At 70.3% G+C, this 26,057-nt stretch carries 24 protein-coding genes; 23 read left to right on the top strand and 1 reads right to left on the bottom strand.

What is annotated here, in order from left to right; all coding sequences use genetic code 11:
* Positions 1 to 38 precede the first annotated feature (38 nt).
* The 23 genes from ACYVGQ_RS06975 (at position 39) to ACYVGQ_RS07085 (ending at position 25,553) form a co-directional block, all read left to right on the top strand.
* Positions 39 to 1,010: an AAA family ATPase gene (locus ACYVGQ_RS06975; protein ID WP_460783842.1), complete on the top strand. Its 972-nt coding sequence runs from the start codon at positions 39 to 41 to the stop codon at positions 1,008 to 1,010.
* Complete coding sequence (locus ACYVGQ_RS06980; protein ID WP_460783843.1) at positions 1,010 to 2,272, top strand: DUF58 domain-containing protein; 1,263 nt, start codon at positions 1,010 to 1,012, stop codon at positions 2,270 to 2,272. The genes ACYVGQ_RS06975 and ACYVGQ_RS06980 overlap by 1 nt, the downstream gene beginning before the upstream one ends.
* Positions 2,269 to 4,659: a transglutaminase family protein gene (locus tag ACYVGQ_RS06985; RefSeq protein ID WP_460783844.1), complete on the top strand. Its 2,391-nt coding sequence runs from the start codon at positions 2,269 to 2,271 to the stop codon at positions 4,657 to 4,659. The genes ACYVGQ_RS06980 and ACYVGQ_RS06985 overlap by 4 nt, the downstream gene beginning before the upstream one ends.
* The gene (locus ACYVGQ_RS06990; protein ID WP_460783845.1) at positions 4,656 to 6,083 is read left to right on the top strand and encodes an RDD family protein; all 1,428 of its coding nucleotides are present in this window, start codon (positions 4,656 to 4,658) and stop codon (positions 6,081 to 6,083) included. Before ACYVGQ_RS06985 ends, ACYVGQ_RS06990 begins: the two co-directional genes overlap by 4 nt.
* 8 nt (positions 6,084 to 6,091) lie before the next feature.
* Positions 6,092 to 6,895, top strand: coding sequence for a PP2C family protein-serine/threonine phosphatase (locus ACYVGQ_RS06995; RefSeq protein ID WP_460783846.1), 804 nt, complete (start codon positions 6,092 to 6,094; stop codon positions 6,893 to 6,895).
* Positions 6,895 to 8,298, top strand: a complete 1,404-nt coding sequence (locus ACYVGQ_RS07000) for an FHA domain-containing protein (protein ID WP_460783847.1) — start codon at positions 6,895 to 6,897, stop codon at positions 8,296 to 8,298. Before ACYVGQ_RS06995 ends, ACYVGQ_RS07000 begins: the two co-directional genes overlap by 1 nt.
* Positions 8,295 to 9,929, top strand: coding sequence for a serine/threonine-protein kinase (locus tag ACYVGQ_RS07005; RefSeq protein WP_460783848.1), 1,635 nt, complete (start codon positions 8,295 to 8,297; stop codon positions 9,927 to 9,929). Before ACYVGQ_RS07000 ends, ACYVGQ_RS07005 begins: the two co-directional genes overlap by 4 nt.
* Positions 9,926 to 11,362, top strand: coding sequence for an RDD family protein (locus ACYVGQ_RS07010; protein WP_460783849.1), 1,437 nt, complete (start codon positions 9,926 to 9,928; stop codon positions 11,360 to 11,362). Before ACYVGQ_RS07005 ends, ACYVGQ_RS07010 begins: the two co-directional genes overlap by 4 nt.
* Before the next feature lie 52 nt (positions 11,363 to 11,414).
* Complete coding sequence (locus ACYVGQ_RS07015) at positions 11,415 to 15,926, top strand: FtsK/SpoIIIE domain-containing protein (RefSeq protein WP_460783850.1); 4,512 nt, start codon at positions 11,415 to 11,417, stop codon at positions 15,924 to 15,926.
* A 105-nt stretch (positions 15,927 to 16,031) separates the two neighbouring features.
* A complete protein-coding gene (locus ACYVGQ_RS07020; protein WP_460783851.1) occupies positions 16,032 to 16,328 on the top strand; it encodes a WXG100 family type VII secretion target in 297 nt (98 codons plus the stop codon).
* A 120-nt stretch (positions 16,329 to 16,448) separates the two neighbouring features.
* Positions 16,449 to 16,673, top strand: a complete 225-nt coding sequence (locus tag ACYVGQ_RS07025; protein WP_460783852.1) for a hypothetical protein — start codon at positions 16,449 to 16,451, stop codon at positions 16,671 to 16,673.
* Positions 16,674 to 16,683: 10 nt separating this feature from the next.
* Entirely contained in the window at positions 16,684 to 18,384 is a 1,701-nt protein-coding gene (locus ACYVGQ_RS07030; protein ID WP_460783853.1) for a periplasmic substrate-binding domain-containing protein, read from the top strand.
* Between the two features lie 82 nt (positions 18,385 to 18,466).
* Positions 18,467 to 19,168: a WXG100-like domain-containing protein gene (locus ACYVGQ_RS07035; RefSeq protein ID WP_460783854.1), complete on the top strand. Its 702-nt coding sequence runs from the start codon at positions 18,467 to 18,469 to the stop codon at positions 19,166 to 19,168.
* Positions 19,168 to 19,752 carry a scabin-related ADP-ribosyltransferase gene (locus ACYVGQ_RS07040; protein WP_460783855.1) on the top strand — a complete coding sequence of 195 codons (585 nt, stop codon included), beginning with the start codon at positions 19,168 to 19,170 and terminating at the stop codon, positions 19,750 to 19,752. Before ACYVGQ_RS07035 ends, ACYVGQ_RS07040 begins: the two co-directional genes overlap by 1 nt.
* A 31-nt stretch (positions 19,753 to 19,783) precedes the next feature.
* The gene (locus ACYVGQ_RS07045; protein ID WP_460783857.1) at positions 19,784 to 20,338 is read left to right on the top strand and encodes a type VII secretion system-associated protein; all 555 of its coding nucleotides are present in this window, start codon (positions 19,784 to 19,786) and stop codon (positions 20,336 to 20,338) included.
* Positions 20,335 to 20,751, top strand: a complete 417-nt coding sequence (locus tag ACYVGQ_RS07050; protein ID WP_460783858.1) for a hypothetical protein — start codon at positions 20,335 to 20,337, stop codon at positions 20,749 to 20,751. The genes ACYVGQ_RS07045 and ACYVGQ_RS07050 overlap by 4 nt, the downstream gene beginning before the upstream one ends.
* A gap of 92 nt (positions 20,752 to 20,843) precedes the next feature.
* A complete protein-coding gene (locus ACYVGQ_RS07055; protein ID WP_460783859.1) occupies positions 20,844 to 21,551 on the top strand; it encodes a WXG100-like domain-containing protein in 708 nt (235 codons plus the stop codon).
* A 3-nt stretch (positions 21,552 to 21,554) separates the two neighbouring features.
* Entirely contained in the window at positions 21,555 to 22,187 is a 633-nt protein-coding gene (locus tag ACYVGQ_RS07060) for a hypothetical protein (protein WP_460783860.1), read from the top strand.
* 96 nt (positions 22,188 to 22,283) lie between these two features.
* Positions 22,284 to 22,985, top strand: a complete 702-nt coding sequence (locus ACYVGQ_RS07065) for a WXG100-like domain-containing protein (RefSeq protein ID WP_460783862.1) — start codon at positions 22,284 to 22,286, stop codon at positions 22,983 to 22,985.
* Complete coding sequence (locus ACYVGQ_RS07070) at positions 22,985 to 23,632, top strand: polymorphic toxin type 15 domain-containing protein (protein WP_460783864.1); 648 nt, start codon at positions 22,985 to 22,987, stop codon at positions 23,630 to 23,632. The genes ACYVGQ_RS07065 and ACYVGQ_RS07070 overlap by 1 nt, the downstream gene beginning before the upstream one ends.
* Positions 23,633 to 23,642: 10 nt before the next feature.
* Entirely contained in the window at positions 23,643 to 24,200 is a 558-nt protein-coding gene (locus tag ACYVGQ_RS07075) for a GAD-like domain-containing protein (RefSeq protein ID WP_460783865.1), read from the top strand.
* A gap of 125 nt (positions 24,201 to 24,325) precedes the next feature.
* Positions 24,326 to 25,111: an FHA domain-containing protein gene (locus tag ACYVGQ_RS07080; RefSeq protein WP_460783866.1), complete on the top strand. Its 786-nt coding sequence runs from the start codon at positions 24,326 to 24,328 to the stop codon at positions 25,109 to 25,111.
* Positions 25,101 to 25,553: a DUF6630 family protein gene (locus tag ACYVGQ_RS07085; RefSeq protein ID WP_460783867.1), complete on the top strand. Its 453-nt coding sequence runs from the start codon at positions 25,101 to 25,103 to the stop codon at positions 25,551 to 25,553. Before ACYVGQ_RS07080 ends, ACYVGQ_RS07085 begins: the two co-directional genes overlap by 11 nt.
* A 12-nt stretch (positions 25,554 to 25,565) precedes the next feature.
* Here ACYVGQ_RS07085 and ACYVGQ_RS07090 read toward each other — a convergent pair whose 3' ends face one another.
* On the bottom strand, positions 25,566 to 26,036 hold the full coding sequence (locus ACYVGQ_RS07090) for a recombinase family protein (protein ID WP_460783868.1): 471 nt from the start codon (positions 26,034 to 26,036) through the stop codon (positions 25,566 to 25,568).
* Between the last annotated feature and the right edge of the window lie 21 nt (positions 26,037 to 26,057).

Below are 26,057 nucleotides of genomic sequence, written 5' to 3' on the forward strand. Positions count from 1 at the left end.
CGGCCCCCACTGAATCGCCGGAAGAGAGACGAACAGACATGACGATGACCCCCGAACAGGCGGCCTGGTTCCAAGGCACCTTCCACCGCCTCGTCGACAACATCGACAAGGCGGTGCAGGGCAAGCGCGAGATCGTGAGCCTCGTGCTCGCGGCGATGCTCGCCGAGGGCCACGTGCTCCTCGAGGACGCGCCCGGCACCGGCAAGACCAGCCTCGCCAAGGCGCTGGCCGCGACGGTGCAGGGGACGAGCGCGCGCATCCAGTTCACGCCCGACCTGCTTCCCTCGGACGTCACGGGTGTCACGATCTACGACCAGCAGGCGCACCGCTTCGAGTTCCACAAGGGGCCGATCTTCGCCTCGATCGTGCTGGCGGACGAGATCAACCGCGCCTCGCCGAAGACGCAGTCCGCGCTCCTCGAGGTCATGGAGGAGTCCAGGGTGACCGTCGACGGCGTCACGCACGAGACCGGCCGGCCCTTCCTCGTCATCGCCACCCAGAACCCCGTCGAGCAGGCGGGCACGTACAAGCTCCCGGAGGCGCAGCTCGACCGCTTCCTCATCAAGACCTCGATCGGCTACCCCGATCTGGCGGTCACCGAGAGCATCCTGGCCGGAGCGTCCGACCGCAACCCCTCGGCGAGCCTCTCGGCGGTCATCACGACCGGCGCCGTCGCGGACATGGCCGACCTGGCGGCGTCGACGCACGTCGAGCCCGCCGTCCTGCGCTACATCGCGGAGCTGGCCGAGGCCACGCGCAGCGACGCCGGCGTGCGGCTCGGCGTCTCCGTCCGCGGTGCGCTCGCGATGGTGCGCATCGCGAAGGTGTGGGCCGCGGCGGGCGGTCGCCACTACGTGCTCCCCGACGACGTCAAGGCGCTGGTGCGTCCGGCGTGGCAGCACCGTCTGCTGCTGGACGCCGAGGCGGAGTTCGCCGGCACGACGCCGGACGTCGTGATCTCGCGCGTCCTCGACGCCGTCGCCGCTCCGCAGGCGCGATCGGCGGCCTGATGACAGCGGAGACGGCTGCGACAGCGCCACCGCCGATTCCCCGGGAGGCGGGCTGGCGCGACATCGCGTCGGTCCTCGGCGCCCGGATCGGCGCACGGCTGCGTCTCGTCCTCTCCGCGATCCGGCCGCTGGCCTGGGTCCTCATCGGTCTCGGCATCGGCCTGTGGGTCATCGGCCAGGCGCTGGGCTGGTGGGAGCTCACGGTCGCGGCGGTGATCATCGCGATCACCGTGGCGCTGTGCGCGCTGTTCCTCATCGGCCGCACCGAGTACGACGTGTCGCTCGACCTCGCGCGCACCCGCGTCGTCGTCGGCGAGCGGGCCGTCGGCGCGCTGACCCTCGCCAATCGCAGCAGCAGGGCGATCCTGCCCTCCCGCGTCGTGCTCCCGGTCGGTTCCGGCCGCGGCGAGTTCGGCATCCAGAGGCTCGCGCCGGGGGAGAAGGCCGAGGAGCTGTTCGCCATCCCCACGCAGAAGCGCAGCGTCGTCCAGGTCGGGCCGGTCAGCGTCGTGCGCGGCGATCCGCTCGGTCTGTTCGAGCGCGCGCACCATCGCGACGAGCCGGTCGACCTCTACGTGCATCCGCGGACCGTCCTGTTCGACGGGCAGTCGCTGGGCTTCCTGCGCGACCTCGAGGGGATGCCGGCCGCCGACCTCTCCCGCGACGACGTCTCCTTCCACGCCCTGCTCGAGTACCAGCCCGGCGACGATCTGCGGCACGTGCACTGGCGATCCACCGCGCGGACCGGCGTCATGATGGTCCGCCAGTTCGAGGAGACCCGCCGCTCCCACTTCGTGATCGGCCTCTCCCGCAGCGTCGCCGAGTACGCCGACGCGGAGGAGTTCGAGCGCGCGGTGTCGGTCGCCGGCTCCGTCGGGCTGCGCGCCCTGCGCGATTCGCAGCGCGTCGATCTGCGCGTCCAGGGGCGAGATCTGCCGGCCGGGACCGGCAAGCAGCTGCTCGACTCCCTCGCCACCGTGGAGACGTCCAAGCCCAAGGAGGGCGGCATCGACCAGCTCGCCGGCGTGCTCTCGGCGACCATGGCCCTCGCGAGCTTCGTCGTGCTCGTGACAGGCGCGAAGGCGTCAGCCGAGGATCTGCGCATCGCGTGCGCGCGCGTCCCGTTCGGAGCGCGCGTGCTCGCCGTCGTCGTCGACCTGAGGGCGGAGTCGCCGGCTCTCCGTCGCATCGGCGAGACCGACGTCGTGACGGTCGGGGCCCTGGAGCAGCTCCCCATCGCCCTGCAGAAGGTCCTCGCATGACGTCCGCATCTCCATCCGCCCGCATCGGGACGCGCAGACGGGGGCTCGACCTCACGGCATCCGCGCTGCTGCTCGGCGTCGCCGCCGCCGGGTTCTGGCCTTCCTTCGCCGGTCCGGGCTATCTCGGCGCGGCGATCGGCGCGATCCTCCTCGGACTCGGCATCGCCGCGGTGAGCGCGTGGCGCCGGTGGGGCATCCTCGTCATCGCCGGGCTGACCCTCGCCGCCTATTTCGTCTTCGGCGGTGCGCTCGCCCTGCCGCACACCGCCATCGCCGGGTTCATCCCGACGCTGGACACGCTGCAGCGTCTCGCCCTCGGGGTGGTGACGTCCTGGAAGCAGCTGCTGACGACGGTGGCGCCCGTCGCGGCATCCGACGGGCATCTGATCGTGCCGTTCCTCCTGCTCCTCGTGGCAGCCGTGCTCACCGGATCCCTCGCGCTGCGCCTTCCGCACGCCGGCTGGGCGCTGATCCCCGCCGGCGCCGCTCTCATGCTCGTCATCGCCCTCGGCGTTCCGACGCCGGCCGTGCCGATCGCCCAGGGCGCGGTGTTCGGCCTCGTGAGCATCGGCTGGCTCTCGCTCCGCCAGATCTGGGCTCCGCAGAACGCGGCGGTCTCGGTCGGCGAGGCGGACCCGTCGCGGGCTTCGCACATGCGCTGGCGCCGCATCGGCGCTGGCGCCGCAGTGCTCGTCGTTGCGGCGGGTGCGGGCGTCGCGACGAGCGCGGTCGCGGAGCCCGCAGCGCCGCGGCACGTGTTCCGCGACACCATCATCCCGCCCTTCAACATCCGCGACTATCCCAGTCCGCTGCAGTCGTATCGCAAGGTCATCCGCGATGAGCTCGACGACACCCTGTTCGCGGTCAAGGGGCTTCCGGAGGGCGCGCGTATGCGCCTCGCGGCCATGGACGACTTCGACGGCCAGGTCTACAACGTCTCGGACGACGGCGCTGGATCTTCGGGGGCGTTCTCTCCGCTGCGGGGCAACATGTCCGTGGACGCCGAGGGAACCGATGTCACCCTGCAGGTGGAGATCGGCGACTACGAGGGGGTCTGGATCCCGACGGCCGGGCGGGTGCGGGAGCTCGACTACGCCGGTGACGACTCCGACCGGCTGCGTCGCGCGACGTACTACAACGAGTTCAGCGGCACCGGCGTCACGACGACCCCGCTGAGCGAGGGCGATGCGTACAGCATCGACGTCGTGCTTCCCGAGGAGATCGAGGACGACCGGCTCGCCGACCTCGAGTTCGGCACGGTCGCACTCCCCAAGCAGGCGAACGTTCCTGAGGAGCTCGCGAACCTCGCGGCGGAGACCGTCAAGGATGCCGAGACGCCGGTCGAGCAGGTCAGAGCGCTCGAGACGTTCCTCGCCGAGGGCGGCTTCTTCAGCCACGGGCTGGAGGGCGAGGTCATCTCGCGGGCCGGGCATACCTCGGAGCGGATCACCACGCTGCTCGGCGGCGACCAGATGATCGGCGACGACGAGCAGTACGCGGTCGCGATGACGCTGCTGGCCCGTGAGCTCGACATCCCCGCGCGCGTCGTGATGGGCTTCTACCCCGACGAGGAGGAGGCGGGCTCCGCGACGTTCGAGGCATCGGGCGACGATCTGCACGCCTGGGTCGAGGTCGACTTCGCCGGCGCCGGCTGGGTGCCGTTCGATCCGACTCCGCCCGAGGACAAGGTGCCGAACGATCAGAACACCAAGCCCCGCTCGGAGCCGAAGCCGCAGGTCCTGCAGCCTCCGCCCCCGCCGCAGGAGCCCGTCGACCTCCCGCCCACGCTGCCCGACGACCGCGAGCCGGAGGACGAGGACTTCGACCTCGCGGGGCTCATCGGCACGATCCTGGCCATCGGAGGCATCTCCCTCGGCATCATCGCGCTGCTCGCCTCGCCGTTCATCGTGATCGGCGCATGGAAGGCGGCACGTCGTCGCACGCGCCGCAGCGCGGGACGGGCCTCCGACCGGATCAGCGGCGGCTGGGACGAGCTGACCGATCGCGCCGTCGACTACGGCGCGCGCATCACCCCCGGCGCCACGCGCGCCGAGGAGGCGGGCCAGGTCGTCGAGGCGCTGACGGTCCCGGCGGTGACGGTTCTCGCCGACCGGGCCGACGCAGAGGTCTTCGGCCCCGGCGAGCCCACTGCCGAGCAGGTCGACGCCTTCTGGGCCGAGGTCGACGGGATCGTCGGCGGGCTCGGCAGGAACGCCGGGTTCTTCAAGCGACTGAAGGCGCGTCTGAGCCTCCGCTCCGTCCTCGGCGGCACCGCGATGTCGCGACGCTTCAGCGGACTCAAGGACGCCGCGACCGCGCGCATCCGGAGAGAACCTGGCACGATCGAGAACAGCAGATCCACCCCCTCCGAGAGAGAGCGCGCATGACGATGGTCCCCTTCGGGCAGATCGCCCCGATCCCCCGCCGCGCGGTGGCGTACCTTCTGGACGCCGTGATCGCCTCCGGCCTCGGCATCGTGCTCGCCGGAGCGCTGTTCGGCATCGCCGCGGCGTCCGGAAGCCTGGACGGCATGCTCTCGGTGATGCTGGTCGGACTGCCCGTGGTGTCCCTGCTCCTGCTGGGCTGGACGCTCGTCTACACCTTCATGCAGGCGGGCGCCGGTTCGATCGGGATGCGCGCCCAGGGCGTGCGGCTCGTGGATGCCCAGACGGGGCAGCCCCTCGGATTCGGGCGCGCGCTGCTGCGGAACATCATCTTCGGCCTGGCCGGGTCCATCGTCGTGGGGTACTTCTCGCCCCTCTTCGACGGTTCCGGACGCTTCCAGGGCTGGCACGACAAGGTCGCGCGTTCGCTCGTCGTGGACGTCCGCGCCGCCGCACAGCCGGTCACCACGGCGATCCCCGTCGCGCAGGCGCCGGGCTTCCCCGCGCCGCTGCCGAGCGCCGCGGGCGGTCAGGCGGCCGCGACCGGCTTCCCGCCGTCGGCTCCCTCCCTCCCTCCCGGCGCTCCCGCCCCGATCGCGCCGGGCCATCCCGGTGCCGTCGCCCCCGCGGCCTCCTCCTTCCCCGCCTATCCGGCACCCGCGTTCCCGCCTGCGCCCGCGCCTTCGTTCGGTGCGGCCCCGCCCGCGACCTTCGCCGCCCCGGTCACGGGCGAGATGGATCAGACCATCGTGCCCCCGCGGCCTCCGGTTCCCCAGGCATCGCCCGCGGAGGACTCCTCATCGCTCATCGCCTTCGTCCCGGGGGTGACGCTGGACAGTCCTCCCCCGCGGCATCCGGCGCAGGCGGACCCCGCGTCCGCTCAGCCGGCTCCCGCCGAAGCGCCGCTCACGGCGCCGTCGCTCGCGTCGGCCCCGCCCGCAGCCGCGCCGCCGGCATCCGCGGATCCGGTCGCTCCGCCCGCCCCCGCGGTCGTGCCGGCCCCCGCGACCGGCGCTGCGCCGGTCGACGCCCCTGCGGCGCCCGAGGGCTCCTTCGTCGCGCCGGAGGACGGCGACATCGAGCAGACCAGGATCAGCGTCCCCGGCCACCGTCTCGTCTTCATCTGGGACGACGGCACCCGTGTGGCCGTGTCGCGCCGCACCGTGTTCGGGCGGAACCCGGCGGCGGAGGACGGCGCCGTGGTCGTCCCGGTCCGCGATGAGACGCTGTCGCTGTCCAAGACCCACTTCGAGGTCGCCGCCGAGACCTCCGGAGGGTGGCTCGTCGACAGGGACTCCACGAACGGCACGACCATCATCCGGGACGGCGCCTCGATCGCATGCCCTCCGGGGCAGCGCGTGAGCATCAAGCTCGGGGACGTCATCGCGATCGGAGACCGCGTCGTCACCGTCGGAGGATACGAATGATCCCCTCGATGATCGTCTCCACCGGATCCGCGACGCACCCGGGCAACCGCCGCCCCCTCAACGAGGACGCGCATCTCGCGAGCGCGCCGGTCTTCCTCGTCGCGGACGGGATGGGAGGACACGAGGCGGGCGAACGGGCGAGCGCCGTCGTGGTCGAGGAGTTCTCGCGCTTCATCGGACGATCCGCTCTGGCCCTCGACGACGTCCGCTCGGCTCTGGCGAGCGCGCGCGACGGGGTCGAAGCCCTCTCCACCTCGGGCAACGGACGTGCGGGGACGACGGTGAGCGGCGTCGTCATCGCCTCGGTCGACGGCATGGGCTACTGGCTCGCGCTCAACATCGGCGATTCCCGGACCTACCGGCTCTCCGGAGGCGAGCTGGAGCAGATCAGCGTCGACCACTCCGTCGTCCAGGAGCTCATCGAGACGGGCGAGCTGTCGGTCGAGGAGGCCGCGAGCGATCATCGTCGCAACATCATCACCCGCGCCGTCGGCGCGGGGAGCACGGGCGAGGCCGACTACTGGATGTTCCCCGCGGAGCTGGGGGACAGGATGCTGATCTGCTCGGACGGACTGTCGTCGGAGCTGTCGGACGACCGCATCCGCGAAGTCCTCGTGGCGGAGTCGGACCCGCAGACGGCGGCCGATCTGCTGGTGGACGAAGCCGTGCGGGCCGGCGGGCGGGACAATGTGACGGTCGTCGTCGCCGATGCGATCCTCGTCGCCTCCAAGCCGGGGCGGCCGATGCAGGCCGACGACGACCTGGACGCGGACACCCGCCCCAGGGAAGAAGTCGCAGGAGGGATGCGCTGATGCAGTCCAGCTATCGTCCGGGGCAGTGGAATCTGCTCGTCGTGCCCGGTGCGTTCGTGGCGCTCTCGCCCGAGGTCGCGGATGGCCTCGTGACCGCGCTGTGGGAACGCCTCGCCACGGAACGCAGCCTCGCCGTCGTCGTCGACGCCCTCACGGAGGGCGCCGGGGGATCGTTCACCGCCATGCCGTCCTTCGCCGCCGTGGTCCTGGAGGGCGCGCATGCCCGCGTGGCGCTGCGCGGGGACGTCAGGGCCAGGATGACCGGTCCCGACGACGCGCAGACCCTCTCCGGCGCGAACGTGACCACGTGGAGCGAGCACTTCGTGCCCGACGTCCGCAGGGTGGCGCTGTACCTCGAGGAGGCGCCGGGAGCCTCGACCCTCCCCGTGCTGGGCGGAGTCGTGCGCGCGGCCGAGGCCGTGGTCGACATCGAACCCGGTGACGCGGCGGACGCCGTCACCCCGGAGGCGGAGGCGGCTCCGGCAGAGAGCCCGGTCGCCGGGGGCCTCGTCGCGGACAGCACGGTCGCGGATATCCCTCCCGTCGCGTCGATGCCCGGAGCGGGCGTTCCGGTCGTCGCCCCGATCCCGGGGGCGGTCGTTCCCGCGGCGGCTCTTCCCGTCTCCGCGGTCGAGGAGCCGATTCCGGCGCCCGAGGTGGCGGCCACGCTCGCGGAGGAGCCTGCAGAGGACATCGTCCCGGCCGAGGAGCCGGGAGCGCCGGATGCGCCGGCCGGTGACGAGGGACCGATCGAGCCCGAGGCGCCCATCGAGCCCGAGGCGGACGCCGAGGCCGGGGAGCCCGCCGAGACCGACGTCGTGAGCGATCAGACGCTCATCCCGGTGGACCACACCATCGACTCGGACTTCGACGAGTTCCAGCAGCTGTTCGGCGACACCGTGCACGTGCCTCCGGCGGCGCCCTCGCCGATCGTCGGCGACCACGACGGCGCGACGATCTCGGTCGCCCAGGCGCGTGCGCTCCGCGGCGAGCTGCCGCCGCCCCCGCCGGCTCCTGTGGCGCAGGCCGCCCCCGATGCGCCGACCGCCCTCATCCCTACCGCCGTCGGTCGCGTACGCGTCTCGACCGGGCAGGTCGTCGCCCTCGACCGCACGGTCGTGATCGGACGCCGTCCTCGCGCGCCGCGCGCTTCGGGCGCCAGCCTGCCGCACCTGATCGCCGTGGAGAGCCCGCAGCAGGACATCTCGCGCAGCCACCTGGAGATCCGTCCGGAGGGCGACACCGTCGTCGTGGTCGACCTGCACACGACGAACGGGTCTACGCTCCTGCGTCCGGGGAACGACCCGGTCAGGCTGCACCCGGGGGAGGCGACGCTCGTGCTCACCGGGGACGTCATCGATCTGGGCGACGGCGTCACGGTCGTCTTCGAGGACCTGCCGTGAGCAGACCCCCCTCTCCGCCTCCGGAGCTGCACGGCTTCACCTACGTGGAGCCGCTGGGCGCCGGCGGCTTCGCCGATGTGTTCCTGTACGAGCAGCAGATGCCGAGGCGCAGGGTGGCCGTCAAGGTGCTCCTCGCCGACCGCATCTCGAGCGGATCGGCGCAGGAGTTCACCGACGAGGCCAATGTGATGGCGATGCTGTCGACGCATCCGGCGATCGTCACGATCTACCAGGCGGGCGTCGCCAGCGACGGGCGTCCCTATCTGGTGATGGAGTACTGCCCGCGCCCCAACCTGCAGCTGCGCGCGCGGAAGGAGCCGTTCTCCGTCGCCGAGGCGCTCCGCGTCGGCATCCAGGTCGCCGGCGCCGTGGAGACGGCGCATCGCGCCGGCGTCCTGCACCGGGACATCAAGCCGGCGAACATCCTGGTGACGGAGTACAACCGGCCCGCGCTGACCGATTTCGGCATCGCATCGACCTCGGCGGCGATCAGCGAGGCCACCGGGATGTCGATCCCGTGGTCGCCGCCGGAGTCGTTCGGCGATCCGCCGCAGAGCGGCACCTGGTCGGATGTCTGGGCGCTCGGCGCCACCCTCTTCACGCTGCTGGCCGGGCGGACGCCGTTCGAGCGTCCGGGGGAGCGGAACTCCAGCGCCGACCTGATCGAGCGCATCGAGCGCGCCCCGCTCCCCGCGCTCGGACGTCCGGACTCGCCCGTCAGCCTGCAGCGCGTCCTGGAACGGGCGATGGCGAAGAACCCGGCCGATCGCTATCCGAGCGCGGTCGCCTTCGCGCGCGCCCTGCAGAAGGTGCAGATCGAGCTCTCGCACTCCGTCACGCCGATCGACATCGTGGACGATCATCCGATCGAGGAGATCGACGACGACGATGACGGCCTGACGAGGGTGCGCGAGGTGGTCAGCATCTCGCCGGATGCCGGCGCAACCCGCCCCTCCGCGCTGACGCAGCCGTTCGCGCCGAGCATCGCGCCGCCCGCCGCGGCGGGCGGCGCACCGGTCCCCGCGCGGGCCGATGACACCGTGATGCGCCCGCCGACCGTCGTGTCCCCCGTCGCGGCGCCCGCGGCGGCCCCTGCGGCGGCGGAGGACCGCACGCTGCTGCGTCCGCCGCGGGTGGTGGCTCCTCAGGCGTCGTCCGCCCCTGTGCTCCCGACGGGAACGGCCGCCGCAGAGGCCCCGCCGCCGCGTCCGCGCGGCCGGACCGGCTGGATCATCGGCGCCATCGCGGCGGGGGCCGTCGTCATCGCCGGCGGGATCGTGGGCGTGAACGCGCTCGCGGCCGGCCTGAACGCGCAGCCGGATCCGACGGAGACCGAACAGGTCGAGAAGCCGCAGGATCCCTACTCCACAGCGGTTCCGGCGGTGACCGAGCTCGAGGGCGTGCGGCAGGGCGATCAGGTGAGCTTCACCTGGACGAATCCGGACGAGCAGGACGGCGACGCCTACATCTGGGAGCAGATCACGCTCTCAGGCGAGGGCGCCAGCGAACGGGTGACCGAGCCGACGGCGACGTTCAGCGCTCCCGGCGGCGGAGAGGTGTGCATCGATGTCATCCTCACCCGCTCGGACGGACGCGCGTCCGAGCCGACGCGGGGGTGCGTCGCCGGATGATCTGGGAGATCCACGAGGAGGAGGAGACGATCGAGGGCCTCGACGCCACCGGTCGCCCCGACCCCGCCTACGCCTCCGCACTCGGCATGCTCGCCGCTCCGTTCGGCCGTCGGACGCTCGCCGCGGTCTGCGACGGCGCGTTCTGGCTGCTGGTGCAGCTGCCGCTCTGGATCGGGGCTGTCCCTCTGCTCCTCAAGCTCGCCACCGGATCCATCTCGCCGTACGGCTTCCTCAACCACCCCGGCTTCGTCCTCGCCGTCGTGATGGCCGCGATCACGACGCTCTTCACCCTGGTCCTGCTCATCGTCCAGCTGATCCTGCACGGGCGCAAAGGCGTCACGATCGGCAAGGCCGTCGCCGGCATCCGGACCGTGGACGTGCGCACGCTGGAGCGACCGGGGGTCGGCAGGGTGCTGCTGCGCTTCCTCATCGTCGCCGCGGCAGGCATCGTGCCGCTGCTCGGACCGGTGCTCTTCCTCATCTCGCCGACATTCGACCCCGAACGCCGCGGACGCGGCTGGCACGATCAGGCGACGAAGGTCTGGCTCGTCGACGTGCGCCGTGGACTGCACCCCTACGACGAGAAGCGGATGCGCGTGGCCCGCAAGGTCGTCAAGGCGGAGCCCGCACCGGAGCGCTCGGCACTTCCCTCCCTCGCCACGCCCGTCGATCCCTCGGTCCAGTCCGCGTACCGGCCCGGCGGAAGGCTGAGCGCGGGAGTGCTCGGCGTCGCGAGACCGCACCGGGCCCACGAGCGTCCGGCCGCCGGGCTCTCACAGGCGTCGGCGCCCTCGCCCGTCCCCGTCGAGGAGGGCAAGCCGGTGCTCGGCGGGTACCGCGTCCCGGAGGAGCAGCGCCCCCCTGCGCCGCAGGCCGGCCTCGGCGTGCCGGCATCCGTGCCCGTCTCCGTGCCGCAGCGGCCCTCCGCCACGGCTCCGATACCGCCGGCGCCGACCGCTCCCGCGCCGTCCGCCGTGCCGGCGCAGGTTCCCGTCCCGCAGGCTCCCGCCCCCGCACAGGCTCCGCTGCCCCCGGCCGCTGCACCGGCGGCGGAACCCGCGCCGCACCCGGAGCCCGCGCCCGCGCCGGTCCAGCGGGCAGAGCCCGCCGCACGGTTCGGCCTGAGGCTTGACAGCGGCGACAGCGTCCTGATCTCGGCCCCCGTCGTCCTCGGTCGCAACCCGGATGCCGCGGAGAACCCCGGCGCCCGGCCCATCGCGCTCGCGGACGAGAGCCGTTCGCTCTCGAAGACGCACCTGCTCGTCCGCCCCGTCGATGCGGGCCTGGAGATCACCGACTGCCGGTCGACGAACGGATCGGGACTGATCCGCGACGGGGTCGAGTACGCGCTCGCGGCGGGGACGCCCGTTCTCGCGACGGACGGCGACACCATCAGGATCGGCGATCGCACGGCCGCCGTGGTGCGGGTGTGATCGGACGCGCACGGACGACGGCTGAGAGGCCGATCGGAATCAGGGGAGACGAATGAGGCTGAAGCTGACCTTGCACCGGCAGGCCGGTGACCCCGTCGACATCGTGATCACGACGGACTCGACCGCGACGGCCGGCGATGTGGCCCGCCACGTCGCCGAGGCGGACCCGACCCGGTCGACCCCGGTCGCGGAGGGGGACGTGGTCACTCTCGCGGTCGCGCCCCCCACGGGCGAGCGCCTCGTCCCGCTGCAGCCGGACGTCCCGATCGGCGAGGCCCCGATCGGCTCCGGCTTCGCCGCCTCGATCGTGAACTACGGTCCCGGCCATGTCTCGACGGACCGGCGGGAGGTCGTCGGCGTGCTGCGCGCGACTGCGGGCACCCTGGCCGGTCAGGAGTACCCGATCGCCGCAGGTCACGTGTTCCTGGGCAGGGAGGCGGGCAACGACGTCGTGCTCGCCGACCCGATGGCATCCAAGCGACATGCAAGGCTGGAGGTCGGCACGCACATCGAGGTCGTCGATCTGAACTCCGCGAACGGCGTGCTCGTCGACGGCGTCGCGGTGCAGCGCGTCCGCATCGAGGAGGGCGAGCCGTTCGTCATCGGAGGCACCACGCTCGAACTGCGCCTCGCGCGCTCCTTCGACGGCTCGGCCTCGGAAGAGCCGGTCATCGAGCGCGGCGGGGGGCTGATGTTCAACAGGAGCCCTCGCGTCGAGGTGCGCTATCCGGGAACGCTGTTCAAGATCCCCCGGCTTCCCACGGAGAAGATCGGCAAGATCTTCCCGTGGCCGATCCTCGTCGCGCCGATCATGATGGGCATGGCGCTGTACGCGTTGAACGGGAATCCGCGATCGCTGCTCATGATCGTGATGACGCCGCTGATGGCCTTCGGCAACATCATCAACCAGTCGGTGCAGAGCAGGAAGAGCGAGAACCACGAGTATCTCCTGTTCGAGCGGCAGTACGAGCAGCTCGAGGAGGACTTCTTCCGCGGGAAGCCGGAGGAGGAGAGCGCTCGCAATGCAGAGGCGCCGCCGGTCGCCGAGGTCTTCGATCAGGCGCTGCGGCTCGGACCAGTGCTCTGGACGCGCCGCCCTGAGCACTGGAACTTCCTCGGTCTGCGGCTGGGCAGCTGCCGCCTTCCGGCCCGCAACAGGATCGACGACGAGGACGCGCCGGACGGCCTGCCGGAGTTCATCGATCGCGTCGACCGGCTGCGGGAGCGGTACGAGTACGTCGACGACGTCCCGGTCTTCGAGCTGCTGGCGGACTCCGGGTCCATCGGCATCTCGGGCCCTCCCGCTCCGGTGGCGGATGCGATGCGCGGCATCGCGGTGCAGCTGTTCGGCCTGCACGCGCCCAACGACGTCGTGGCGGTGGCCTTCTCGGATGCCGGATGGACGCCTGAACTGGACTGGCTGAAGTGGATGCCGCACACCTCCAGCGAGCGCAGCCCCTTCCAGGGCATCGCCCTCGCCGACTCGGCGCCCACGGCGGCCGGGCTGCTGAGCATGCTCGAGGACTACGTCCAGCGCGAGGCGGGAGACGGTCCGGACGGCGAGCCGCGGGGTCCGTTCAAGGAGGACTGGAACCCGCTGCTGTACGGCACCGACGTCGCGCGTGCGGCCACCGAGCATCAGAAGACGCCGCCGCTCTCGGTCGTCGTCTTCGTCACGAGCGACGCCCCGGTGGATCGCGGGCGCCTCACCGACGTCCTGGAACGCGGCGCCGACCACGGCGTGCACGCGGTGTTCGTCTCACCGACCGTCGAGTCCCTCCCCGCCGTGTGCCGCAGCTACATCGACGTCACGACCGGGCTCACGGACGCCCAGGTCGGCCTCGTCCGCAACGGCGAGGTCTTCGAGCACGTGCAGGTCGAGGGCGTCTCGAACGCCTACATGAACATGCTCGCCCGGCGCCTGGCCCCCGTCGTCGACGCCAGCACGGTCGTCCACGACGCCTCGGACATCCCGGGCTCGGTGATGTTCCTCCAGCTCGTCGATCCCGCCATCGCCGAGGATCCGCACGTCGTCATCGAGCGCTGGCGGCAGAACAACACGATCATCGATCGGGCCCCGGTGCCGAGGCCGCGCCTGAAGAAGGCGGGCACGCTGCGCGCGATCATCGGACAGGGCGCCAGCGACGCGATGGCACTGGATCTGCGGACGCAGGGCCCCCACGCGCTCGTGGGCGGGACGACCGGTGCGGGCAAGAGCGAGTTCCTGCAGGCCTGGGTGCTCGGCATGGCCGCAGCGCACAGCCCCGACCGCGTCACCTTCCTCTTCGTGGACTACAAGGGCGGGTCGGCCTTCGCCGACTGCGTCGAGCTGCCGCACTGCGTCGGCCTCGTCACCGATCTGAGCCCGCACCTGGTGCGGCGGGCGCTCACGAGCCTTCGCGCCGAGCTGCAGCATCGTGAGCATCTGCTCAACCGCAAGAAGGCGAAGGACCTCCTCGAACTCGAGAAGCGCCAGGATCCGGAGTGCCCGCCGGCCCTCGTCCTCGTGATCGACGAGTTCGCCGCGCTCGCCTCGGAGATGCCGGAGTTCGTCGACGGCGTGGTGGACATCGCCCAGCGCGGACGTTCGCTCGGCATCCACCTGATCATGGCGACCCAGCGCCCTGCGGGCGTCATCAAGGACAACCTGCGCGCGAACACGAATCTGCGCATCGCGCTGCGCATGGCGGACGAGGCGGACTCGCGCGACGTCGTCGACGATGCGATCGCCGCGAGCTTCCCGGCGTCCATCCCCGGCCGGGCGATCGCGAAGACAGGCCCAGGCCGGCTCATCCCGTTCCAGTCCGCGTACGCCGGGGGATGGACCTCCGAGGACGAGTCCGGCGTGGCCGAGGTGCGCGTGTTCGAGCTCCGCTTCGGTGCGACCGCCGAGTGGGAGCCGGACCGTCCAGCCGACGCGGACGCGCACGAGGAGGATCTCGGCCCCAACGATCAGAAGCGCATCGTCTCCACGCTCATCCGCGCCAGCGACGCCGCCGCGCTGCCTCGTCCGCGCCGTCCCTGGCTCGACGACCTCGCGGCGCTCGTCGACCTGCGGGACCTGCCGCACGCGGGGGACACCCGCATCCCCTTGGCCCTGCTGGACGTCCCGGAGGAGCAGAAGCAGGAGTCCGCCGTCTTCTCTCCTGACCGGGACGGCTCGCTGGTGATCTACGGCACCTCCGGCTCCGGCAAGTCGACGCTGCTCAAGACGATCGCGACCTCGGCGGGGATGCGTCCGGAGATGGGGCGTGTCCAGGTCTACTGCCTCGACTTCGCGAGCGGCGCTCTCGGAGCGCTCAGCGCGCTGCCCCATGTCGGCTCGGTCGTCGACAGCGCCGACGCGGAGCGCATCCAGCGCCTGCTGCGGACGCTGGATCGCGAGATGGATCGCCGTGCGGCGCTGTTCTCCGCCGCGAGCGCGGCGTCGGTGCAGGAATACCGTGACATCGCCGACCCCCGGATGCCGCGCATCCTGCTGCTGATCGACAACTACCCCGAGTTCAAGAAGGACTGGGAGATGGCGCCGGGCCGTGGGCCGTTCTACCGCATCTTCATGCGCATCCTCGGGGAGGGGCGCACACTCGGCGTGCACACGGTGATCACCGCCGACCGCGGCAACGCGGTGCCGAGCGCCGTGGCCTCCAACATCTCGCGCCGGGTCGTGCTGCGGATGGGAGACCCGAGCCAGTACATGCTGCTGAACGTCCCCCGCGACGTCCTGGACGAGCAGTCCGCCCCGGGTCGCGCCGTCATCGACGGGCACGAGGCGCAGATCGCCGTGCTCGGCGGGACGATGAACGTCGTCGAGCAGACCAAGGCGCTGCGCGCGCTCGGCGACCGGCTGCGCGCCGAGGGCGTCGGCGACCTGCCCGAGATCGGCGCGCTCCCGACGATGGTCTCCTCGACGGACATGCCGGACACGGCCGGCGGGATGCCGGTCTTCGGCGTCGCCGACGACACCCTCGCCCCGCACGGCTTCGAGCCGATCGGATCCTTCGTGGTCTCCGGCCCGCCGGTGTCGGGGAAGACGAACGCGCTGAGGGCGCTCATCGTCGCGATGGAGCGCTTCGATCCGGCCGTGCGGATGTACCACTTCGGCAGCAGACGCGCCGAGCTCAAGGACTTCCGTCCGTGGGTGAAGAGCGCCACGAGGCCCGAGGACGAGAAGGAGCTCGCCGCCGAGCTCTCCGAGCTGGTCGTCAGCGAGACCCCGCAGGGGCGCATCCTCATCGTCATCGAGGACATCCCGCACCTGGCCGACAGCGCGGCCGATCGGCCGATGCGGTCACTGCTGCAGGCGATGAACAACAGCGACCACATGCTCATCGGCGAGGCGGAGATCAGCCGCGCCAGCGGCAGCATCGGCGTATTGGGCGAATGGAAGACGGGGCGCCAGGGCATCGTGCTCAAGCCCGAGACCTATGACGGCGAGTCGCTGTTCAAGATGCCGTTCAGCAGGCTGAAGCGCTCGGACTTCCCCGTCGGCCGGGGCATCATGGTCCAGGCGGGCCGGGCGGTGACCATGCAGATGCCGTTCGTCCCCGAGCGGGCGGATGGGTAGCGGTGCATGGGTAGTGCTCCCCGTTTGCCGGTGGGCCGACTTTGACTACCCTCGTGGATAAGAGGCCGAGCGGCCTGAAGACGACGAAACCTGGAGGCGGTTCTCATGGCCGGACATGACTTTGGTGCAACGTACAGCGAGATGGAGAGCGCTGCGCAGCGCCTGCGTGATGGTCGTCAGACCGTCACCGACACCCTGAAGGAGCTGCAGGGCATCATCGACGATCTCGTGCAGGACGGGTTCAAGACCGAGAACGCCTCCGAGGCGTACTCGTCCTCGTACTCGGAGCTGACGACGTCGCTCGACGACGCGGCCGAGGCCGTCAACGACATGGCCACGGCGCTCGACAAGATGGCCGACCAGATCCGCGACAACGACTCCGGCATGGCCGGCGGCGTCTGAGCGACCGCCTTCCGGCCGAGGCCGCGGTGACAGTCGGGGGACTGGAGCCGCGGCCTCGGCCGTTGTCCGGCCCTCGGGGCCGCCGCATAGAATCGGCAGCATGATCGGAGCGCAGAGCTGATGAGCGAGTCACGGAGCTACTACTGGTACAACCTGTCGACCCAGTCGGTGCAGCAGGCGGACGAGCGTCCCTCCGAGGACACGATCGGCCCGTTCGGCACCTTCGCGGAGGCCGAGGAGTCGCCCGCCGTGCTGCTCGAGCACGCCCGCGCCTGGCTGGAGAGCGAGGAGAGCGAGCCCTTCCGCGCCATCGCCGAGGCGGAAGGCGACATCGATCTTCCGTGACGGCATCCCGGTGAGGACTCGACGCGCCGCTGCAGCGTCTGCCGTCGTGCTGCTCGCGACGGCGCTGACCGCCTGCGCCCCTGCGCTGCCGGAGTCCGTCGTGCCCGGCACGAGCGTCACGGTGGCATGGGCGCAGGAGCTCACCTCGATGAACGCGGCCGCCTCCCCGACCGCGGGGAACATCGACATCGCGGAGACGACCCGTGCCCGGTTCGGCGATGTGGTCGACGGCGAGTTCATCCCCGACGAGGGCTTCGGGACGGTCACGATCGTCGGGGACGACCCCTTCACCGTGCGCTACGACCTCGCGGAGCCGACCTGGTCGGACGGCATCCCCCTCGACGGCGCGGATCTGATGCTGGGCTGGGCGGGCGCGGCCGGCTACTTCGCGCAGGACGAGGACGGCGAGGCCGCCGAACGGGACCTCTCGGCGCCCGTCCCCGTCCTCGACGAGTTCGCACGATCGATCGAGGTGACGCTTCCCGCTCCCGCCATCGGCTGGCAGCAGGCGCTCACCGTGCCCGTGCCCGCGCACGTCGTGGGGCAGCGGGCATTCGGGACCGACGACGCGATGGAGGCGAAGCAGGCCGTCATCGCAGCGATCCAGGATGGCGATCCGGATGCGCTGGACGCGATCGCGAAGGTCTGGAACGAGGCCTTCACGATCGCCGACCCGGCGAAGATCCCCGACGACCTGCTGCTGTCCAGCGGTCCGTACCTCGTCGACGGGATCGAAGCCGGCGACGAGGGGGAGCAGACGGTCACGCTCGTGCCCAACGCCGCATACCGGGGTCTCGTGGCGCCGCAGGTCGCACGCATCGACCTCGTCCCGCCCGCTCCGGACCCGGTGGCGGCCGTGGGAGAGCAGATGGACGTCGTGCAGGTCGCACCCGCGGCGTCGAACCGGGAGGCGATCCGCGACCTCGAGCGCAAGGACCTCACCGTCGCCACCACGCACGACGGCACGCTCTGGGCTCTGCTGCTCCGACCCTCCGGCGTCTTCAGCCGGGCCGACGCGCGCGCGGCCTTCCTCCGCACTGTTCCCGCGAGCGCGATGGCTGACGGCGGCGGCGGAGTCTGGGCCTCGGCCTACACGGGGACCACGTCCATGGTGTCCGCACCCGGAATGCGGGCGTACGACATCGTCAACGAGGACTCCGGGTTCGCCGAGACGCTGGGCACGCCCGCCGACGATCCGGTGCTGGCGCGCGACGCGGCGGGCGTGGGCTCCCAGACGAGGATCTGCGTCCTCTACGACACCACGAGCGAGTTCGCCAGAGGCGCCTTCGCCGCGTTGCGCGCCGGTGCCGCCGAAGCGGGCTGGAACGTCGTCGACTGCGGGAGCGACGACGTCGACACGGCGTATGCGGCGGGCAAGGGCGACGCCGTGATCCGCCGAGTGCCGATCCCGCAGTCGCCAGAGGAGATCGCCGCGCAGTGGGGCTCCGAGGGCGGGGCATCCCTCACCGGCCAGACCGATGCGAAGCGCGACGAGCTGATCGCGCAGCTGGCGCAGACGACGGACGTCTACGCGGCGCGGGACGTCCTCGCGGCCATCGAGGGGACGATCGTCCGCGCCTCCGTCGCTCTGCCGATCGCGCTGAATCCGCGTCTCACGGTCGTCGACCGCGACGTCACCGGTGTCACACCCCGTACCGGAGCGGTCGCCTCGCTCCTGTACGGGGTCGTGCAGTGGGCGGCCGTCCCGTGAGCGCGGACATGTGGGTGGTTCTCCCCATCGCGATCGATCGATCGCGGCCCTTAGAGTCTTCTATGGAGGTTGCGCTGTGGGAATGATGTTGCCGAATGAGCTCGTGTGGGTGATGGAGAAGCTCGGTTTCGAGTGGCCGGACATCGATGAGGACGAGGTCCGCAAGGGCGCCACTCTGGTGCGGAACTTCGGGTCGGATCTGGAGACGGTGATCCAGGCCGTCGACCGTCAGATCAACACGGATCTGGGCGGTGCGCTGAAGGGGAAGACCGGCCCGGCGACCTTGAGCGCCTGGAATGCGAACCGCTCTCAGAATCTGCAGAAGCTGGTGGACATCATGCCGCCGGCGTCGACGGCGATGGACATCGGCGCCGATGCGATCTTCGGTCTGAAGATGAAGGTCATCGTCGATGTGACGACGACGCTGGTCACGCTGGTGGCGATGCTGACGAATCCGATCAGCGCGGTGGGCGCCGGTCCGATGCTGCTGATCAAGAAGAAGCTGCTGAACGCGGCGGTGGACATCGTCGTGGAGCAGCTGCTGAATCAGCTGGCGCCGATGCTGATCGAGCCGATGGCGGAGCAGCTTCCCGCGGTGATCGATGCGATCCTCGATGCGCCTCTCGTGGAGGGCGCCGTGGGCGACTCGGACGAGTTCCAGGCGGATCTTGCGGCGCTGGAGAGCGCCCAGTCCACCTTGAAGCTGCATGGTGCGGACATCCAGACGCTGACGACGAACTTCTTCGCGGAGTTCTCCGCACTCGACTTCGGGGGAGACGACTGATGAGCGCGATCAAGCCGATCATCCGAGAGGTCAAGCAGTCGGTGCTGAAGGGCTTCGCCCACGCGAAGGACAAGCTGCACCAGGTCGCCGACAACCTCTCGAACCACGTCGACGACGTCGTGAAGAAGGTCAAGGGTCAGGACCACTTCGATCAGCCTGCGTTGACCGGCAACGTCACGACGCGGGTGGACCGCACCACTTCCCAGCCGCTGTACCGATCGGACGACAGACCGCCGTCCGAGATCTTCCAGGACGGCTTCCAGGTGAGGGATCCCTCGAACAACGACCTCGACAACTTCGTCCGGACCAATGCGCCGTCCAACTTCGTCAGCACGACCAAGGATCCGAACCTCTATCAGCGTTGGGGCTCGGACTACCGCTACACGGTCGACGCGCCCGGAGGCATCGACGTCGACGCGACGATGCCCAACGGCCCGTACAACCCGAGCTCGGCGGCGCCGGAGTTCGAGATCGCGTTCCAGGGCGGGGTGCCTGCCGAGAACGTGGTCGGAGCGCACCCGGTTCTTCCTGGCGGCGGGCTGGGCGACTGGGTCCCCAACCCGAACTACAGTGGGGGGAAGTGATCGAACCGACATGGAAGCCGAAGACTCGAATATGACGACCCCTGCTGCACCGCCCGTCACCGACGAGCTCCGCGCGGAGGCGAAGGCCAACCCGGGGTCGTGGGTGTACGCGATCGACAGCGGATTCGACGGATCGTCGTCCGTGCCGCCCGAAGGCGTCATCGGCGCATGGCACTCGGATGAGAACGGCGAACTGAGCGCGGAGTTCACGCCGAATCCGCGCTATGCGCCGACGCCGCAAGCGCGGGGCTGGGCTGCGCCCGCGTCCCCGCTGGAGCGCATTCTGCAGCTGCTGCTCTCGGGGTACGTCTCAGCCGAGCAGTTCCACAGGGAGTTCGCTGCGGCCGACGTCATCGTGTTCAGCAGGCCGGAGGGCGGGTTCTTCCTCGCCCCCGCCGCCGACGGCGGACAGGTCGTGTACGCCTACACGGATCCGGACAAGGCGGCGGAGTCCGGCTACGCGGAGCATCGGGCCGTCCCCGGTGCCGAGCTGGCCGCTTCGCTGCCGGACGCCGTGCGGATCGTCCTCAATCCCGGTTCCGTCGTCTCGATCGTCATCCAGCCCGAAGACATCGCGAACGCATGATCCCCAGCCCGCAGCGCATCCGGGTGGCGCAGTCCGGCGCCGTGCACCCGGCGACCGTGTCCTGGCGGCGGGACGACAGGCTCTGGGTCGTCTCGATCGCGTCCGATGCGTTCGAAGCGGTCGAGGCGAGGGCGGATGATGCGTTCGAGGCGCTCTGCCGGGTGCGCGACGTCCTGGAGCCCCTCGGCTGGCGCATCGGCGTCGCCGGGGCGCAGCCGGATGTCTGGCCGAGCGGCATGGCGCGCGATCAGGGCAGGGGCCTCTCCGCCTATCGGATGACGCCGGAGGCGATCACCGGCGTGGTGGAGACGTTCGAGCCGGTCGATCCCGCGAGCGTGACCACCGTGGCTGAGCAGCGCCTCGAGGCGGATCGGCTCTACGCTGCGATCGAGCGCGCGAACCTGGGCGGATGAGCCGTTCAGCGTTGCTTCGCCGCCGCATGGGCTGATCTCCCCATGGTCTGCCCGGCCGGTGCTGGGTAGCGTCGTCGCCGGAGGTGGACGACATGGGAATGATGCTCCCGGACGAGCTCATCTGGGTCATGGACAAGCTGGGCCTGGACTGGCCCGACATCGACGAGGACGAGGTCCGCAAGGCCGCCGTCTACGTGCGCGGCTACCGCGACGACATGGAGACCCTGGTCCAGACCGCCGATCGGCGCATCAACGGCGAGATCGCGGCAGCGCTGCAGGGCCAGGCGGGCGCCGCGCACGTGAACGGGTGGAACCGGAACCGCTCCGAGAACGTGCAGCAGCTGCTCGATCTGCTCGGGCCGGCGGCGGTCGGCATCGACATCGCCGCCGAGATCGTCCTCGCCCTCAAGATCAAGGTGATCGTCGAGATCACCGCGACCCTGATCCAGCTGATCCCGCTGCTCGCCGCCGGACCTCTCGGCGCCGGAGGCGCCGCACTGCTGATCCTCGCGCGCAAGAAGCTCTTCTCCATCGCGATGGAGCTGACGCTGGAGAAGGTCCTCGACGAGGTCCTCCCGCTCGCCGTCGAGCCGCTGGCGAACCAGGTCCCCGTGCTCGTCGCCGCGCTGCTCGACTCGCCGGTCGTGGAGGGGACCGTCGGCGACGTGGACGACTTCTTCGCCGATCTCGAGGCTCTCGACCAGGCCGCGGAGGACATGGACGCCCACGCGGCGGACGTCGAGGACCTCACCGACCGGCTGCTCGCCGACCTGGCCAATCTGCAGATCACGGGGGACTGAGGAATGTCGTTGAAGAAGCTGATGCGCGACATCGTGGACGCCGTCGACGGCGCCGGACGCGAGTTCAAACAGGGGTTCGCCGGCGCGTTCCGCAAGCGCGGCGGCAGGCATCGGGCGGATGCCGACGCGATCCGCGGACTCGACAGACGAGGAGCGGCGCAGACGCCGCGGCATCGTGCGGAGCGACGCCCGGCGTCGCACGCGAAGGACTACTCGATCCTCGAGGACGTGTCCAGGGGGATCGATGCGCTCGGGCGCACGCCGCGGCATTCGAACCCGGACTACAACCTCGTGCGCGATCTCGGCGGAGCCGTGGGCCAGGGCGTCCGCGACATCCCGAAGGATCTCCTCGGCGAGGTCAAGGGCATCCCGAAGAAGATCGCCGAGCAGCTGGTCGACGAGCTGTTCGAGAACGCGATCGGGCAGAGCAGCCCGACCGCGTACGGCGAGAAGCCCGGCGACATGCGGTTCCTCGCGCCGGCGGGGGAGGCCGGTGAGCTGCGCGCCCTCGACGGCGCCGGGATCGAGTCGCGCTTCGACCTCGAACCCGGCGCTCTCGACGGTGCGAAGGTCGAGGTCGAGCCGATTCCGGAGACGCGCTTCGTCAGCGTCGAGATCGACGTGCCGGGGGAGTGAGCGGGGTGACCAGGACGTCCGCCGGTGGGAAGCGCTACCCATGGTGCGATCCTGCTCGGGATCGTACAGTCTTCGCAGGAGGTGGGTCCTGTGGGAATGATGTTGCCGAATGAGCTCGTGTGGGTGATGGAGAAGCTCGGTTTCGAGTGGCCGGACATCGATGAGGACGAGGTCCGCAAGGGCGCCACTCTGGTGCGGAACTTCGGGTCGGATCTGGAGACGGTGATCCAGGCCGTCGACCGCAAGGTCAACGGCGACCTCGCAGGCGCGCTGAAGGGGCAGACAGGGCCGGCGACTCTCGGAGCATGGAACGCCAATCGTTCCCAGAATCTGCAGAAGCTGGTGGACATCATGCCGCCGGCGTCGACGGCGATGGATGTCGGCGCCGATGCGATCTTTGGTCTGAAGATGAAGGTGATCGTGGATGTGACGTCCACGCTGATCACTTTGGTGGCGATGCTGACGAATCCGATCAGCGCGGTGGGCGCCGGTCCGATGCTGCTGATCAAGAAGAAGCTGCTGAACGCGGCGGTGGACATCGTCGTGGAGCAGCTGATCAACCAGCTCGCTCCGATGGCGATCGAGCCTCTTGCCGAGCAGCTTCCCGCGGTGATCGACGCGATCCTGGACGCCCCGATGGTGGAGGGCGCCATCGGGGACTCGGACGAGTTCCAGGCCGACCTCGCAGCACTGGAGGAGGCGCAGTCCACGATGAAGCTGCATGGTGCGGACATCCAGACGCTGACGACGAACTTCTTCGCGGAGTTCTCCGCACTCGACTTCGGGGGAGACGACTGATGAGCGCGATCAAGCCGATCATCCGAGAGCTGAAGGATGCGGCGCTCAAGGGGGGAGCCCGGGCCAGGGATCGACTGCACCAGCTCACCGACAACATGAACGACCACCTCGACACCGTCGTCACCCGGGTCAGGGGGACCGACAGGTTCGACACCGACATCGATGTGAGCCTCAAGCGCTTCAAGAAGAACAGCAGGCACGATTCCGCGGAGTACAACCGGCAGTACAACGAGCAGATGGAGACGCTGCAGAGCATGTCGGCCGCGGACTGGCTGCGCAACCGGATCGAGTACCTCGAGAACGGTCGCACGCCCGACTCGTTGCGGGCTCAGCAGAACGCGCGAGACGCGGCGCTGGACAACCGGATCAATGAGCTGCTCGACGCCGACGGCGACCTGAGCTATGACGACGCGTCCGATATCGCTGCCGAATGGCTCAAAGGACAGGCCGCCACGCACCGGCTTGACGGGATCGCAGGCGGCGACGTCACGGACATCTCCGGCGTCGGCGACAGTCGGATCAACTCGTCGCTGGGCTCGCAGTGGCAGTCGCGAGTGGGCGACATCGACCGTGCCATCATCGACTTCGTGAACGCGAACCCCGGTGTCGACCTCAGCAACGTCGGCATCAACGTCGTCCTCCGATAGGTTGGGAAGCATGGTTGAGATCGCAGATTTCGTCCCGCACGCGCCCGTTCCCGCGGAGATCGTCGAGGAGTACCGGGGTCGGGTCCCGGACGAGCTCGTCGAGATCTGGGAGCAGTACGGCTATGGAACCTTCGGTGAAGGCTTCCTCAGGGTCATCGACCCGAAGCTGTACGAGGCCGAGGTCGGCGACTGCATCGGCAAGACGCAGGGCGACGGCATCGCCATTCCGATCATGGTCACAGGAATGGGTGACCTGATCACCTGGGAGCCCAGTGCTGGTGTGATCGGAATCCTGTTCCGTGAGGGGCGCACGCGCGGCCTGGGAGAGCTGAGGACATTCCTCAACCTCGTGCGCAGGGGCGGCGCAGCACATCTCTCGCGCACGCTGAACTGGGATCTCTTCCCCGAGGCGGTGGCCGTGCACGGCGAGCTGCCCTATGAGCAGTCCTTCATCTTCGTGCCGCTGCTGTCGCTGGGCGGGCAGGCGAAGGTGGAGAACCTGCACAAGCGCGAGACGATCGCGTCGATCCAGGTCGCCGTCGACATCCAGGGCGTCATCGGTCATTGACGGCGGCGCCGTGCCTGCGCCGTCTGCGAGCGGCCCTGATCGCTGAGGAACCGCGCCCGGCGACGATTCCGAGCGCGCGTCCGTCGTCCCGTCGTGGCAGGATGGTGTGCCGAGGGGGTCGTTACGTGACTGATCGGAATCCAGCAGCGGAACTCGACGAGGGCACGACGGGGTCGGAGGCGAAGAAGGCTGCGCCGCTCCGTCTCGAGTTCGCCGGAGAATGGCATGACCTGAACCCCGATCGGCCGTTCATCATCGGGCGGGAGGGCGATCTCGAGATCGACGACAACCCCTATCTGCACCGCCATTTCCTGGAGCTGCAGCATCGCGACGGCCTCTGGTGGCTGGCGAACGTGGGCGTGCGCCTGGCGGCGACGGTCTCGAGCGCCGGAGGCGCGGTGCAGTCCTGGCTGTCGCCCGGCGCGCGGATGCCGCTCGTGTTCGAGCGGAATGTGATCGTGTTCACCGCCGGCCCCGTCACCTACGAGCTGAGTCTGCACACCGAGGAGGCCCCCTACGAGGTCTCCCGCCAGGTGGAGATGTCGATGAGCGGCGAGACCACGGTCATGCCGGCGAGTTTCACGCCCCTGCAGAAGCAGCTCATGGTCGCCCTCGCGGAGCCCATGCTGCGGCGCGAGGGCGTGAGCATGAACGAGCTGCCGTCCTCGAGCGACGCGGCCCGGCGTCTGGGCTGGACGATGAGCAAGTTCAACCGCAAACTCGACAACGTCTGCGACAAGCTCGACCGCATGGGGGTGCAGGGGCTTCGCGGCGGGCCGGGCAAGCTGGCGACCAACCGTCGCGCCCGCCTCGTCGAGTACGCCGTGACCTCGCAGGTCGTGACCCGTGCCGACCTTCCTCTCCTGGACGACGAGGTGCTGCGGAATCAGAGCGATCCGGATGGCGACTGACGGGGAGGGCGCGACCGAGGATTGGATCGTGCTGTGCGCGCTGCTCGATGAGGACGCCGAGCTCGCCGCCGCTGTCCGTTCCGCCGCCGAGGCCGAGGACGGCGACGATCCGTGGATCGTGATGCTCGACGGGCTCGACGACGCCGGGGCGCTCGCCTATCTGGATCGGACGGACTCGGGGATCGAGCTGTCCGACGCCCTGGCTCAGCTGCCGCGGATCTTCGCCACCGGCGTCGACCTCGAACCGGTGGGAGACGTCGACGGCGATCTCGAGTCCGCCGTCGACGTCGCTGTCCGGATGCTCGCCCCATACGGGCTGGGCCTGGTCTACCTCGAAGAGGACTCGGACGCCTATCCGCTCGTCGCGGTGCCGCGAGATCGTGTCGAGCGGATCGTCTCGCTCGCAGCCGCACGCGGAAGGACCGCGAGGGCGTACGCCTGATCGGCCCCGGACTCAGCGGCCGGCGTCGGCGAGGTGGCGGGAGTCCTGACTGAGGACCTTCACCATGATGCCGCGCTGTCGCAGTTCCGTGATCGTGCGGGTCTCCTCGTCGCGGTCGCGGCCGAGAGCGTGCGCGTTGGCGACGACGAGCACATCGCCCTTGTGCAGTGTCGAGATGAAGCGCGCGAGCCGGTCGTTCCAGCTCTCCAGGATCTCGGGGGCCGGATGCCGGAACCCCTCGATGGGGACTCCGAACCGGGTGAGGTCATCCCGCTGCTTCACGACGGGAGGCATGCCCTCGCGCGCCACGACGAGTCCGACCAGGCGGGAGCCGTCCGGTCGGGCGGACCAGAAATCACGGTTCCGCTGAAGCTCGGTGAAGCACTTCGGGCACTCCGCCGCCGCATGCGGCAGGTGCACGGGGCTCGTGAGGGCGTCATCGATCTGCACGGCCCCTGTCGTCAGGTCGGTCGAATCGCTCATCGGCGCACCTCCAGGGACCAT

Source organism: Microbacterium tumbae, from assembly GCF_054780175.1.